The sequence below is a fragment of the Phenylobacterium sp. Root1290 genome, from assembly GCF_001425305.1.
In the GTDB taxonomy this organism is placed as follows: domain Bacteria; phylum Pseudomonadota; class Alphaproteobacteria; order Caulobacterales; family Caulobacteraceae; genus Phenylobacterium.
The window spans coordinates 417,734-430,384 of record NZ_LMEE01000002.1 but is presented as its reverse complement, the minus strand read 5'-3'; the positions used below and the strand labels follow the sequence as shown (position 1 = coordinate 430,384).

The window sequence follows — 12,651 nt, the reverse complement described above, 5'->3', positions numbered from 1 at the left end:
CTAACAGGCCAGAATTGTTGTCCCGGTGAAGTGGGGATTTAGCGGCGACCCTAACGGATAGTCCCGCCAATTTCTGTCCCGAGCGCTCGGGGATCCCACCATCGAAGCGTTCTCATGCGCTTGCCAGGCGGCGACGCCAACGAAGTCCGCTCGCTGGCCTTAACGTGACTTCGGCTATCGACACACGTTGCGGACATTGCCCCCCTCTGGTTGTCTGGGGGTTCCAAGTCCAACCTAAGCGGGGCGTTCGTGAGCGATCAGCAGAGGGATACCTTCGACGCCGTCGCGGCCGAGTACGACGCTGTTCGCCCGCCATACCCTGACGAGTTGTTCGCCGATCTAACTGAAGTTGTCGGGGCGGCCGGTCAGCGTGTGTTGGAGGTCGGTTGCGGCAGCGGCCAGGCTACGACTGGCTTGATTGGCTGCGGTTGGGACGTCGTGGCCGTCGATCCGGGCGCCGAGCTGATTGCCCTCGCAAATGCGCGTCATAGCGGCGTCGAATTTCACGTAGCCCGCTTCGAGACGTTCGATCCAGAGCCGGCCAGCTTTCGGCTCGTCGCCTCTGCGCAGGCGTGGCACTGGATCGCCCCCTCCGTCAGCTTCCCGAAGGCAGCGATGGCCCTGCAGCCGGGCGGGTGGCTCGCCATCTTCGGGCATGTTCCGTCGTCACCGCCACCTGAGGTCATGAAGGTGCTTCAGCCCATCTATGCGGAGATTGCGCCGGACCTCTGGAAGCCTCCACCGCAGGCCTGGTACCTGCCAGAAGGCCCTGTTCGCATGCTCATCGACGCTTCCGGCCTATTCGGGCCAGTGATCCGTAAGGCCTACATTTGGTCAGAGCGTGTTACTGGCGGCGCCTTTGTACGGCAACTGCGCACCCGATCAGACTACAATGTCATCGCCCAGGACCGACGCGACCAGCTGTTGGCCGAGGTCGAGAAAGCGCTAGCACCGCTGGGTGAACTCTCCCTGCGCAATGAAACGCATTTGTATTTGGCGGAACTCAGTTCCTGAGCACGTCCGTCGACTCTCACCCCCTTGCGGTCATTCGATGTGCCGGTAGTTTGGAGTCGTGAGCAGAAGCAGACATCAGACGATCAAGGGCGTCTTCGGTGGCAAGCCGGCCAGCGAGGTGGACGCCATGATCGACGGTGGCGACGAGGGCGTCGAAGCCCTCGCGGAGAAGAAGCTGTTCAAGTTGGGAGAGCAAAAACGGCGAGCTGCGACAGGCAATCAGCCGAAGAAGACATAGGTCTGCTGCCCCCCTCGCTGACGACTATGGAATTCGCTCGTTGGCGCCCGGCCGGGAGCCGACGGGAATGACCGCCTGGCGCCAGAAGCGGACCAAAACGCTTGGTCCAAGAGTCGACAACCATTGACGTGTTGAAGCTCTCCGCAGCTCAATTGCGGGACGGCGTAGTTCGCGTCGCCCACTGGAAGGGAAAGAGCTTTTCGAGGGCGTCCGACCGATACTCACGACACGTGGTTGGGGAGCTGCCGCTTCCAAAAAGGTTCTCAAATGCCGTGCTGAGAGTCTGAAAACGGGCTCCCGGTTCGATACCTTTGAAAGTATCTCCAAGGGTAGAGGTTCCATCGTCGGTCGCGAAGCGGACGGAAATCGTCTTCGCCTTGATTAGACGGTCCATTGCTACAGCAGCTTTTGCGTCGGTGCGGTCGAGGACGACGGTCGGGGCGCACATGCCTCGGCGCGCACGATAGGGTGCTCGGTACACTTCCGCTCCGTCCACTTCGACAGTAGCTACGCCTGGGCCGCACACCTTGGGCGCGCCCCCGCTGTTGTACGCGAGGCCGATGCTGTCGATGGTTGCGCTCAGCGGCGCAACAGCTTTGACTTCATAGCTGAACGTCAAAGTCGTCATCGGCAAGGGTCTAGGTGGGTCCAACAGCAGGAACGTGACGTGAAGCGAGGCTCGCGTGAGCTCAATCTGCTCGCCATTCATGATAGCGGACGCTGAAGCCGACGACCCGTCAGGACCGGAGACCCTGCTGCTGCACTGGAGAAGCGGTTCGGTAGCGTGCGCATTCCCAATAGCGAAGCCTGCCGCGGTAGCTGCGGCGATGAACATTCTACGGAACGAGCGCACCACGTCTCCACCAGGAGCAATCAACGAGCTGGGCTAGATATCCATCGATTAGATTGATGAGGTGTTCGCGCGCTCCGAGTTGCCGCGGGCTGGAGACGGGGTCGGTTACGCGCACCCGTCTCTGCCATTTCGAGTGTCCGCTTCGATACTCGCGCGTCATTGACCGAACGCGACTGGAAGGTCGCCTCGGGACCGAAACTCTGGTCAAAAGCGGGGGAAGGGCGCCAACCCCAAAAACTCTGATCTTTGGACTCAGCTGGCCAGCCGATAGTCGCTGTCCAGGCCGGGATCGCGGTCGTCCGAAACGACCACGCCCCGGCGGGTCAGGTCGATCATGTGGCCCAGCACCGAACGGGCCGCCGCCGGCCACAGCCGCTTGTCGACCTCGGCGTACAGCACCGGCACCATCTCCTTGATCTTGCCGTGGCCTTCGCCGACCGCCTTCAGCACCTGCGCCTCGCGGGCGCGGCGGTGGGCGATGTAGGCCTCGATGAACGGGCGGACCTCGCGCACCGGCGGACCATGGGTCGGCCACAGGACGTCGAAGTCGCGGTCCTTCACCAGGTCCAGGCTCTCCATATAGGCGGTCATGTCGCCGTCCGGCGGCGACACCACCGTCGTCGACCAGCCCATGATGTGGTCGCCCGAGAACAGCGCGTTCTCTTCCTTCAGCGCAAAACAGATGTGGTTCGACGTGTGGCCCGGCGTAGCGATCGCCTCCAGCGTCCAGCCCGGTCCCGTGAACACCGCCCCGCCGCCGCAGATGTCGATGTCCGGGGTGAAGCTGAGGTCGTGCCCGGCCTCGGTGATCACCGTCGAATCGCCGGCCTTCGCGCCCACCGCGCAGCCATAGATCTTGGCGCCGGTCTTCTCCTGCAGCGGCCCGGCCAACGGAGAGTGGTCCGAATGGTGGTGCGTGACCAGGATGTGGGTGACGGTTTCGCCCTCCAGCGCCGCCATCAGCGCGTCCAGGTGCTCGGGCAGGTCGGGGCCGGGGTCGATCACCGCGACCTCGCCCTTGCCGACGATGAAGGTGCCGGTGCCCAGATAGGTGAACGGGCCGGGGTTGTTGGCCACCACCCGGCGGATCAGCGGCGAGACCTGGTCGCAGGCGCCGTACTCGAACTGAATCTCACGAACATAAGGGATCATCGAAAATTCCTGCGGCGGCGCCCGACTTGCTTTGACGTCTTCGAACTTGGGGAACGAGGTCGGTCATGGCGACGGACGCGGCGATTTATGTATCAAAACGGCTCCAACGGCCGGCCTTCGCGCTGCTTTGTCTCCTGGCGGTGCAACTGGTCCTGGCCGTCGCGAGCTGCGAACCCGAGCAGGTAGCCATGGGCGCGGCCCGGGTGCAACTCGATCAGAGGCCGTAGACCGGGCTCGGACGACGAGATCGCGGTCGCCTCGCCCGCAATCGCGCGATTTCCGCGTGCGGGGCGCCAACTGTTCAAGACGCAGCGGGACTCCGGTGGCACTTTTCGACGCCTGATCGGGGGACCATCATGCGCCATCTGTTCATAGCCATCGCTGCGGCGCTTGCCGTTTCGACCGCCGCGGCGGCCGACCCTCAATGGACTTCCGCGTCGCCCAGCAGCCAGGGCGCCTCCGCCGAGGGGCTGTCGGCCCTGGATGCGGCTGTTCGCGCCGGGACCTACCAGAAGATCACCAGCGTCCTGATTGCGCGGCGCGGCCGGCTGATCCACGAGACCTATTTCGATGACGGCGGCGCCGATCGTCGCCGCAACACCCGCTCGGTCACCAAGACCGTCACCGCCATGCTGGTCGGCGCGGCGATCGCGCAGGGAGACATCGCCAACGCCGATGCGCCGGTCATGCCGTTCATCGGCGCCTATGGCCCGTTCGATCGTCCAGACCCGCGCAAGGGCGCCATCACGATCGAAGACCTTCTGACCATGAGCTCGCTTCTGGAGTGCGACGACGAGAACCAGTTCTCGAGCGGCCATGAGGAGCGGATGTATCTGATCGAGGACTGGGTGAACTTCGCGTTCGGTCTGCCCATCCGAGGCTTTCCAGCCTGGATCGCCAAGCCCGCCGACCAGCCGTACGGGCGCGCCTTCAGCTATTGCACCGCGGGGGCGACCACGCTCGGCGCGGTGGTTCAGTCCGCCGCCCGCCAGCCGTTGCCGGACTTTGCGCGGCGCGCGCTCTTCGATCCCTTGGGTATCGAGAGGCCGGAGTGGCAGATGTCCCCGACCGGCTTGGCGCAAGGGGGAGGGGGCCTTGGCCTGCGCAGTCGTGATCTGCTCGCCTTGGGCCAGCTCTTGCTGAACGGCGGCCGGTGGGAAGGGCGACAAGTCCTGCCGCAAGCCTGGGTCGGGGCGATGACCAGCCCCCACGCCCGCGTCGATGCGCAGCGCGGGGACTACGGATATTTGACCTGGCTGCCGACCTACACGGTCGCGGGCAAGCCGCACGCCGCTTGGGCGATGTCCGGGAGCGGCGGCAACAAGGTGGTCGTCGTGCCGGATCTGGATGCAGTCGTGGTGGTGACCACCGAGAACTTCCGCGTCCGCAATTCCCACAGCCTCACCGACGGCCTGATCGCCGACCACGCCCTGAAGGCGCTCGTCGCCGGAGGGTGACGCCTAGCCCCTCGCCGTTAGCGCGGGAAAGCGCCCGACAGGTCGTAGCCGGCCTGGGCGCCCAGCTCGACGAGTTCCTCGGCCGAGCGTTCGTCGGCCTGGAACTGGCCCAGCGACCAGGTGACGATCGAACGGGTGCCCGAGCGGCAGAAGGCCAGCACCGGGCCGCCGGCGGCTTCGACCGCGCGATGGTTGGCTTCGACCTGGTCGGGGGTCGGGCCGCCGCGCACCGGGATGTGAACGTAGTCTAGGCCCGCGGCGCGGGCCGCGGCCTCGATCTCGGCGCTGCTCGGCTGGGTCGGGTCCTCGCCGTCCGGCCGATTGTTGATCACCAGCTTGAAGCCCTGGTCCGCCGCGTCCGCCAGGTCGGCGGCCGAGATCTGCGGGGCGACCGAGAGCTGGTCCGTGACGCGTCGAAAGTCAGTCATCTGCAATACCGCTAGGAGAGGAGGGGGGCGATCGTTTGACATCATCGGGGGCCGGTGAAAGTTTCGCAACGCCCGGCCGATCATCGGCCGTCACCTTGAGCCCCTGATGTTCCGCTTTATCGGCCGCCGCCTGCTGGTGGCCATCCCGACCCTGTTCCTCGTGGTGACGGTCGCCTTCTTCATGATGCGCGCCGCCCCGGGCAGTCCGTTCGACATGGACCGCAAGCTTTCGCCCGAGATCGAGCGGAACGTGATGGCCAAGTACGGCATGGATAGGCCGCTGCACGAGCAGTACTTCAACTACCTCAAGGACGTGACCCGCGGCGATTTCGGGCCCTCTCTGAAGTACAAGGACAAGAGCGTCCTCCAGATCCTCAAGGAGAACTACAAGGTCAGTCTGACCCTCGGGCTGTCGGCGATCATCATCGCCGCGGTGGTGGGGGTGACCCTCGGCGTCCTGGCCGCGCTGCGGCAGAACCGGCTGGTCGATTACGGGGTGATGGCGGTGGCCATCGTCGGGGTCTGCATCCCCACATTCGTCACAGCGCCGCTGCTCGTGCTGTTCTTCGGCTCGAAATTGCAGCTTTTGCCTTCTGGGGGTTGGAACGGCGGCGCCCTGGCGAACCTGATATTGCCGGTTGCGGTGCTGGCCTTGCCGCAGATCGCGATCATCTCGCGCCTGACGCGGGCGGGGATGATCGAGGTGCTGCATTCCAACTATGTCCGCACCGCCCGCGCTAAGGGCTTGCCGGAACACAGGATTGTCGGGAAGCACGCCCTGCGCGCCGCGATCCTGCCGCTGGTCAGCTACCTCGGCCCGGCGTGCGCCGGACTGCTAACCGGCAGCTTGGTGGTGGAGAAGATCTTTAACCTGCCGGGACTGGGCAAGTTCTTCGTCATTTCGGCCCTCCAGCGCGACTACACCGTGGTCATGGGGATGGTCATCTTCTACGCCGCCCTGATCCTCGTTCTGAACCTGATCGCCGACCTGCTCTATGCGGCGCTTGATCCCCGCGTGAGGCTGTCGTGATCCTGGCTCCCGGTTCGCGCGCTGGCGCACAAGTCATGGAAAAGGCTGTGAAAGGTCGCAGCCTGTGGGACGACGCCCTTCGTCGGCTGCTGCGCAACTGGGCCGCGGTGAGCGGCATGGTCGTGCTCGCCGTGCTGGTGCTGGTCGCGATCATCGGGCCGCACCTGGTCCCGTTCAGCTACGACCAGATCAACAAGAACGACGTCTGGGCCCCGCCGCTGACCGCCGGCCACCTGCTCGGCGCCGACTCCCTGGGCCGCGACCTGCTGGCCAGACTCCTTATGGGGCTTAGGGTTTCGCTCGCTATCGGGCTGGTGGCGACGCTGGTCTCGCTGGCCATCGGCATCGCCTGGGGCGCCGTCGCCGGCTATGTCGGCGGGGTGCTCGACGAGGTCATGATGCGCGTCGTCGACGTGCTCTACTCCCTGCCTTTCATCTTTTTCGTGATCCTGCTGATGGTGACCTTCGGGTCGAACATCATCCTGATCTTCATCGCCATCGGCGCGGTGGAGTGGCTGACCATGAGCCGCATCGTGCGCGGACAGACGCTGGGCTTGAAACATAAGGAGTTTGTGGAGGCGGCGCGGGCCGCGGGCCTGAGCCAGGGCGGCATCATCTCGCGCCACATCATCCCCAACCTGCTGGGGCCGGTGGTGGTCTATGTGACCCTGACGATACCTGCCGTTATCCTCGCCGAGAGCTTCCTCAGCTTCCTCGGCCTGGGGGTTCAGCCGCCGATGGCCTCGCTGGGCACCCTGATCGCCGGCGGGGCGCAGGACATGGAACTGGCCCCCTGGTTGCTGATCTTCCCCTCGCTCACCATGGTCGTGACCCTGATGAGCTTCAACTTCATCGGCGACGGCCTTCGGGACGCGATCGACCCGAAGGACCGCTGACCCTTAGCGCAGGCGCTTGGCGCGGGCGCCCGACTGGCCGTCCAGGCTGAGGAAGTAGCCGCCGACCGCGCCCTTGCGGACCTCGGCCTTGCTGCCCTTCTTGGGCTGACGGCCCAGGTCGGCGGCGTCGTAGTACTGCCAGACCGCGCCACCGGTGAGTTCGAACACCCACTTGCCGTCGCCGCCGCGATAGGCGCGCTCGACGGTGTCCTCGATGCGATTGGCCTCTTCCGGGGTCGCCTCGGCCTTATTGAACATATCCAGGCTCGGGAGGCCGAGACCAAAGGCCTGCTTGCGCGCGGCCTTGGCCTGCTCGCGGTCAACGACGACGATGTCGCCCTTCTGTTCGGCCGTGTCGATGGCGCCGGCGGCGGCGTCATAGCAGGCCAGGCGCTCGGTCGGATCGCTCTTGGCCTTGCAGTCCAGCAGCCCCTGCAGGACGGCGGCGCGGCCCTCGGATCTGGTCTGGGCGGCGGCCTGGCCGGAGGCGGCGAGGGCGGCCAGCAGAGCGAGTGCGGTCAGCTTTGAGCGCGTGGGAAAGTGTGTCATCCGTGACCCATGGTTTCGACGTCCCGCATTGATAGGGCGCTCCGGGCGCTCGGCAATACGCTGATCCTGGCTTCCGCTGCGTTTTCTATCGCCGCCTGCGCGCCCAAGGGACCTTCGCGTCCGCCGTGCCCGGAGGGGCAGGTCTGCATCCAGGCCGGCAATGTCTCCGAGCCGGTCACGCTCGATCCGCACAAGTCGACCGGCACCTGGGAAGACCGGATCATCGCCAACCTGTTGATCGGCCTGACGGACTCCGATCCGGAGGGAAAGGCTGTGCCCGGCATGGCCGAGCGCTGGGAGACTACGCCCGACGGGCTGGTCTGGACCTTCCATCTGCGCGACGCCCAGTGGTCGGACGGCGTGCCGGTCACCGCCGACGATTTCGTTTTCTCGCTGCGCCGCATCCTGTTGCCGGAGACGGCGTCGGAGTACGCCTCGGTTCTCTATCTGATCAAGAACGCCCAGGCGGTGAACGAGGGCAAGGCGCCCAAGGAGGCGCTCGGCGTGCGCGCCGTGACGCCGAAGATCCTTGAGATCACGCTGAACCACCCGGCGCCTTACCTGCCCGAACTGGCCAAGCACCACACCATGTCGCCGGTGCCCAAGCATCTGCTCGACAAGGTCGGCGAGAAGTGGGTCCAGCCGGGCAACTATCTCTCGAACGGTCCCTACATCGTCACCGACTGGAAGCTCGGCGACTATGTGCGGCTGGTGAAGAACCCCAAATTCTATGAGGCCGACAAGGTCTGCGTGGACCAGATCTATCTCTATCCCACGTCCGACGCGGCGATGGCCGAGCGGCGGGTGGCTCGCGGCGAACTGGATATGAATGCCGACATCCAGTCGAACCGCATCGCTTTCCTGCGCGAGACCATGCCGGGTTACGTCCGCACCAACACCTTCCTGGGTGTGACGTATCTGGCGTTCAACTCGAACGTCCCGGCGTTCAAGGACAAGCGGGTCCGCGTCGCGCTAGCCATGTCCATCGACCGTGACTTCATCACCGAGAAGCTGCTGCGCGGCGGTCAGACGGCGGCCTACACATTCGTGCCGCCCGGCGTCGCCGACTATCAGCCCGCCAAGCCCCCGGTCTGGGCCTCGTGGCCGCTTGAGAAGCGCCAGGCCGAGGCGCGCAAGCTGCTGGCGCAGGCTGGCTACGGCCCGAAGAACCCTCTGCGATTCGAGATCAAGCATCGCAACACGCCTGACCCGATGCTGTTCATGCCGGCCATCCAGGCCGACTGGAAGGCGATCGGAGTGGACGCGAGGTTGGTGCAGAACGAGGCTCAGATCGCTTACGCCGCGTTCCGTTCGCGCGATTTCGATGTCGCCGACGCGGCCTGGATCGCCGACTACAACGACGCCATGAGCTTCCTTTATCTGCAGCAGTCGGCGACCGGCTCGCAAAATTATGGCGATTATCGCAATCCCGCCTACGACGCGCTGCTGGCCAAGGCGGACGCGGAAGTCGATGCGAAGGTCCGCGCCGGTTACCTCGCGCAGGCCGAGGCGCTGATGCTCGATGACGCCCCGGTTGCGCCTATCTACTTCTACGTGAACAAGAATCTCGTCTCGCCGAAGGTGACAGGATTCGTCGACAACATCGTCGATCAGCATCGGGCGCGTTACTGGTGTGTTGCGAAAAACACGCCCGCAACGTCGAATTCCCTTGCGCCAAAAGGGTAAAATTGTGCGCGCAAGCGGTGCTCAGGCACATTCTGTGACCAGAATGCGACAGGTTGGCGTCCACAACGTTGCAGCCTTGCGATCTGCGTTGACCCTCCAGGCGTAAGCCTCGTAACTCCAAGGTAACCGGGTTCGAATGCGAGTCCGGGACCGAACCTTTTTGTGGGGAGCGGGAGTCGCCACCGTCGCGGTGGGCGGACCGCTGGAGGATCTAGACCTTGAAAATGACTACGCAACGTGGGCGCCTCATGGCGTCGTCGATGATTTGCGGAATTGTTGCGACCCTCGGTGCGGGCCAAGCGCTCGCCCAGGACTCGGAAGTCACCGAAATCGTCGTCACCGGCTCGCGCATTCCGCAGCCGAACCTGACCAGCGTGAGCCCGGTTCAGGTGGTCGGTTCGCAGGAAGTCACCCTCGGCGGCCGTCCGGTCACCGCCGACTTCCTGAACCAACTGCCGCAAATTTCGCAGAACGCCGCCACCGGCCTGTCGTCGACCTCGAACCCGCTGTCGGGTCCGGGCGGCGTCGCGACCATCGACCTGCGCGGTCTGGGCCAAACCCGCACCTTGGTGCTGGTCGACGGCCGCCGCCTCGGCATCGGCGACCCGAACACCGGCAACCCGAACCCTTCGCCCGACATCAACCAGATCCCGAGCCAGCTGATCGAACGCGTTGACGTTCTGACCGGCGGCGCCTCGGCGACCTACGGTTCGGACGCCATCGCCGGCGTCGTGAACTTCGTGATGAAGCGCGACTTCGAAGGCCTGCAGATCGACGCCAACTGGGGCATCTATCAGCACAATCAGCAAAACGAGTTCGTCCAGAGCCTGCTCGGCCCGCGCCAAGTCGCCAAGCCGAAGGACAACACCTGGGACGGCGCGTCGCGTGACCTGAGCATCGTCTACGGCGCCAACACCGAAGACGGCCGCGGCAACGTCACCGCGTTCTTCACCTACCACGACCAAGAGCCGGTCACCCAAGGCAAGCGCGACTGGTCGGCCTGTCAGGTCGTCGCCAGCGCCGCGGGCGTCGCCAGCTGCGCGGGTTCGCCGAACTCGAACCAGTGGTTCCGCGCCGATGGCGCCGGCGGCCAGCTCGCCGTCGTTGGCAACGAGTTCCGGCCTTACGACGCGAACGCGACGACCACCCCGCCGCCGCTGTTCAATTCGAACGAATATTCGTACCTGATGCAGCAAAGCACGCGTTACAGCGCGGGCTTCTTCGCCAAGTACGACGTGAACGATAACTTCAAGTTGTACTCCGACTTCTCGTTCATGAACGACCGCACGAACGTGCAGATCGCGCCGACCGGCCTGTTCCAAGGCAGCGGCCCGTCCGCCACCAGCGGCTTCCTGGTCAACTGCGACAACCCGTTCATGAGCGCGCAACAGCGCAATGCGATCGGTTGTAACCTGCCGGGCGTGCTTCCGACCGACTCGGTCGACATGTACATCGGTCGCCGGAACATCGAAGGCGGCGGCCGCGTCGGCTTCTACGAGCACCAGAACTACCGCGTGGTCCTGGGTTCGCGCGGCGACATCGTCGGCCCCTGGAAGTACGATCTGTACGGTTCGTACTACTACACCAGCCTCTACCAAGCCTCGCAGAACTACCTCTCGATCTCCAAGATCCAGAACGCTCTGCAGGTCGTTCAAGGCCCGAACGGTCCGGTCTGTATCTCGGGCGGCGACTGCGTCCCGTACAACATCTTCCGCGACGGCGGCGTGACCAACGAAGCGCTGTCCTACCTGGCCATCAACGGCACCTCGCGCGGTGCGGTCAGCCAGCGGGTCGTCGAAGGTTCGATCACCGGCGATCTGGGCGAGTACGGCGTTAAGTCGCCGTGGGCCAATGACAGCGTGGCGGTCAACTTCGGCTTCCAGACCCGTCGTGAACACCTAGAATACGCCCCCGACGTCGCTCAGCTGAGCGGCGACCTGTCGGGCGCCGGCGGCGCTTCGGTCACCATCGACGAGAGCATCGCCGTCACCGAAGGCTTCGGCGAAGCGCGCATCCCGCTGATCCAGGACGTGGCCTGGGCCAAGGACGTCGTTCTGGACGTCGGCTACCGCTACTCGGACTACTCGACCGGCATCACCGCCGACACCTACAAGATCGCTCTGCAGTGGGCGCCGATCGACGACATTCGGTTCCGCACCTCCTACAACCAAGCGATCCGCGCTCCGAACCTGCTCGAGCTGTACACCCCGCAGTCGGTGACCAACACCAGCCAGGTGTCGTCTGACCCCTGCGCCCAGGCGGCCCCGTCGCCGGCGAGCCTCGCGGCCTGCCTGAACACCGGCATCACCGCGGCTCAGTACGGCAACATCCCGCAGTGCCCCTCGGGTCAGTGCTCGGTGCTCACCGGCGGTAACCCGGACCTGAAGTCGGAAGAAGCCAAGACCTTCTCGATCGGCTTCACCCTGACGCCGACGTTCCTGAACGGCCTGACCGCCAGCCTCGACTACTTCACGATCGACCTGGAAGGCACCATCGGGAACATCCCGCTGGGCGTGATCATGCAGCGCTGCCTGCAGACCGGCGACGAAGCGTTCTGCTCGCAGATCGTTCGTAACCCGGTCAACGGCGCTCTGTTCGGTGACGATGTCGCCGCCGGCGGCTACATCAACGGCGCGAACGTCAACGTTGGTGCGGGCACCACCTCGGGCGTCGACGTCCAGGTCAACTACAACCTGCCGATCGAAATGGTCGGTCTGGAAGACTACGGCCGCGTCTCGGTCGCCCTGAACGGCGCCTACCTGATCGAGTCCACCACGATCCCGCTGCCGGGCGATCCGGAATACGACTGCGCCGGCCTGTTCGGCCCGCAGTGCCAGACGGTGAACCCGAAGTGGCGTCACCAGATGCGCGTCAACTGGACCACTCCGTGGGACATGACGTTCTCGGCCGCTTGGCGCTATATCGGCGAAGTGAAGCTGGAAACCGACACCCAAGAGCCGACCATCGGCACGGGTTCGCAGAACGCCTTCAACCACACCCTGCCGGCGCGTAACTACCTCGACCTGTCGGGCACGTGGAACATCAACGACACCTTCACGGTGCGCGCTGGTGTCAACAACATCCTCGACCAAGACCCGCCGCTGGTGAACTCGCGTATCGCCGGCACCGGTCTGCCGAACACCTACCCGACCTACGATCTGCTGGGTCGCAAGATGTTCATCGGCTTCACGGCCAACTTCTAAGACGCATCCCCCTCAAGGGAGGCGAAGGGCGGCGGAGCAATCCGCCGCCCTTTTTCTTTGCCTGGTCGTTCGGTGGTCGGCCTTCGGCCCCGCGCGCTGGACAGGCGGGCGACTCCCGCCAATGTTCGACGCAAGACCGGCGCAT

12 protein-coding genes are annotated in these 12,651 nt (G+C 64.9%); 8 read left to right on the top strand and 4 right to left on the bottom strand.

All coding sequences use genetic code 11. The features are described 5' to 3' along the window. The first annotated feature begins 249 nt into the window (after window positions 1–249). Together ASC79_RS11485 and ASC79_RS11480 are read left to right on the top strand one after the other, a co-directional pair. The gene (locus ASC79_RS11485) at window positions 250–1,014 is read left to right on the top strand and encodes a trans-aconitate 2-methyltransferase (RefSeq protein ID WP_162244287.1); all 765 of its coding nucleotides are present in this window, start codon (window positions 250–252) and stop codon (window positions 1,012–1,014) included. Between the two features lie 58 nt (window positions 1,015–1,072). Beyond that, the gene (locus ASC79_RS11480; RefSeq protein WP_056016048.1) at window positions 1,073–1,252 is read left to right on the top strand and encodes a hypothetical protein; all 180 of its coding nucleotides are present in this window, start codon (window positions 1,073–1,075) and stop codon (window positions 1,250–1,252) included. 148 nt (window positions 1,253–1,400) lie between these two features. Here ASC79_RS11480 and ASC79_RS21075 read toward each other — a convergent pair whose 3' ends face one another. Both ASC79_RS21075 and ASC79_RS11475 read right to left on the bottom strand, forming a co-directional pair. Next, the gene (locus ASC79_RS21075) at window positions 1,401–1,961 is read right to left on the bottom strand and encodes a hypothetical protein (RefSeq protein ID WP_156378245.1); all 561 of its coding nucleotides are present in this window, start codon (window positions 1,959–1,961) and stop codon (window positions 1,401–1,403) included. Window positions 1,962–2,357: 396 nt separating this feature from the next. After that, complete coding sequence (locus tag ASC79_RS11475; RefSeq protein ID WP_056016045.1) at window positions 2,358–3,257, bottom strand: MBL fold metallo-hydrolase; 900 nt, start codon at window positions 3,255–3,257, stop codon at window positions 2,358–2,360. A 65-nt stretch (window positions 3,258–3,322) separates the two neighbouring features. Between ASC79_RS11475 and ASC79_RS21345 the strand changes: the two genes are divergently transcribed. Next, window positions 3,323–3,484, top strand: a complete 162-nt coding sequence (locus tag ASC79_RS21345; protein WP_200937171.1) for a hypothetical protein — start codon at window positions 3,323–3,325, stop codon at window positions 3,482–3,484. Between the two features lie 129 nt (window positions 3,485–3,613). Next, entirely contained in the window at window positions 3,614–4,714 is a 1,101-nt protein-coding gene (locus ASC79_RS11470) for a serine hydrolase (RefSeq protein WP_200937170.1), read from the top strand. A gap of 17 nt (window positions 4,715–4,731) precedes the next feature. Here ASC79_RS11470 and ASC79_RS11465 read toward each other — a convergent pair whose 3' ends face one another. Next, complete coding sequence (locus ASC79_RS11465; RefSeq protein WP_056016042.1) at window positions 4,732–5,142, bottom strand: TIGR01244 family sulfur transferase; 411 nt, start codon at window positions 5,140–5,142, stop codon at window positions 4,732–4,734. A 106-nt stretch (window positions 5,143–5,248) separates the two neighbouring features. Between ASC79_RS11465 and oppB the strand changes: the two genes are divergently transcribed. Beyond that, the gene (oppB, locus tag ASC79_RS11460) at window positions 5,249–6,172 is read left to right on the top strand and encodes an oligopeptide ABC transporter permease OppB (protein ID WP_056016039.1); all 924 of its coding nucleotides are present in this window, start codon (window positions 5,249–5,251) and stop codon (window positions 6,170–6,172) included. A gap of 35 nt (window positions 6,173–6,207) precedes the next feature. Next, complete coding sequence (locus ASC79_RS11455) at window positions 6,208–7,068, top strand: ABC transporter permease (protein ID WP_056016036.1); 861 nt, start codon at window positions 6,208–6,210, stop codon at window positions 7,066–7,068. A 3-nt stretch (window positions 7,069–7,071) separates the two neighbouring features. Here ASC79_RS11455 and ASC79_RS11450 read toward each other — a convergent pair whose 3' ends face one another. Next, the gene (locus ASC79_RS11450) at window positions 7,072–7,617 is read right to left on the bottom strand and encodes a hypothetical protein (protein WP_056016033.1); all 546 of its coding nucleotides are present in this window, start codon (window positions 7,615–7,617) and stop codon (window positions 7,072–7,074) included. A 9-nt stretch (window positions 7,618–7,626) separates the two neighbouring features. On the opposite strand from ASC79_RS11450, the gene ASC79_RS11445 reads away from it, so the two are divergent. After that, a complete protein-coding gene (locus ASC79_RS11445) occupies window positions 7,627–9,303 on the top strand; it encodes a peptide ABC transporter substrate-binding protein (RefSeq protein ID WP_056016028.1) in 1,677 nt (558 codons plus the stop codon). Between the two features lie 224 nt (window positions 9,304–9,527). Next, window positions 9,528–12,506 (top strand): TonB-dependent receptor domain-containing protein, encoded by a 2,979-nt coding sequence (locus ASC79_RS11440; RefSeq protein WP_082532082.1) that lies wholly within the window; start codon window positions 9,528–9,530, stop codon window positions 12,504–12,506. Window positions 12,507–12,651 lie beyond the last annotated feature (145 nt).

What these genes read in the sequence shown, in the direction of transcription:
- ASC79_RS21075 (WP_156378245.1), bottom strand. Translation starts at nt 1,961, where the DNA reads ATGAATGGCGAGCAGATTGAGCTCACGCGAGCCTCGCTTCACGTCACG.
- ASC79_RS11475 (WP_056016045.1), bottom strand. Translation starts at nt 3,257, where the DNA reads ATGATCCCTTATGTTCGTGAGATTCAGTTCGAGTACGGCGCCTGCGAC.
- ASC79_RS21345 (WP_200937171.1), top strand. Translation starts at nt 3,323, where the DNA reads ATGGCGACGGACGCGGCGATTTATGTATCAAAACGGCTCCAACGGCCG.
- ASC79_RS11470 (WP_200937170.1), top strand. Translation starts at nt 3,614, where the DNA reads ATGCGCCATCTGTTCATAGCCATCGCTGCGGCGCTTGCCGTTTCGACC.
- ASC79_RS11465 (WP_056016042.1), bottom strand. Translation starts at nt 5,142, where the DNA reads ATGACTGACTTTCGACGCGTCACGGACCAGCTCTCGGTCGCCCCGCAG.
- oppB (WP_056016039.1), top strand. Translation starts at nt 5,249, where the DNA reads ATGTTCCGCTTTATCGGCCGCCGCCTGCTGGTGGCCATCCCGACCCTG.
- ASC79_RS11455 (WP_056016036.1), top strand. Translation starts at nt 6,208, where the DNA reads ATGGAAAAGGCTGTGAAAGGTCGCAGCCTGTGGGACGACGCCCTTCGT.
- ASC79_RS11450 (WP_056016033.1), bottom strand. Translation starts at nt 7,617, where the DNA reads ATGACACACTTTCCCACGCGCTCAAAGCTGACCGCACTCGCTCTGCTG.
- ASC79_RS11445 (WP_056016028.1), top strand. Translation starts at nt 7,627, where the DNA reads ATGGTTTCGACGTCCCGCATTGATAGGGCGCTCCGGGCGCTCGGCAAT.
- ASC79_RS11440 (WP_082532082.1), top strand. Translation starts at nt 9,528, where the DNA reads ATGACTACGCAACGTGGGCGCCTCATGGCGTCGTCGATGATTTGCGGA.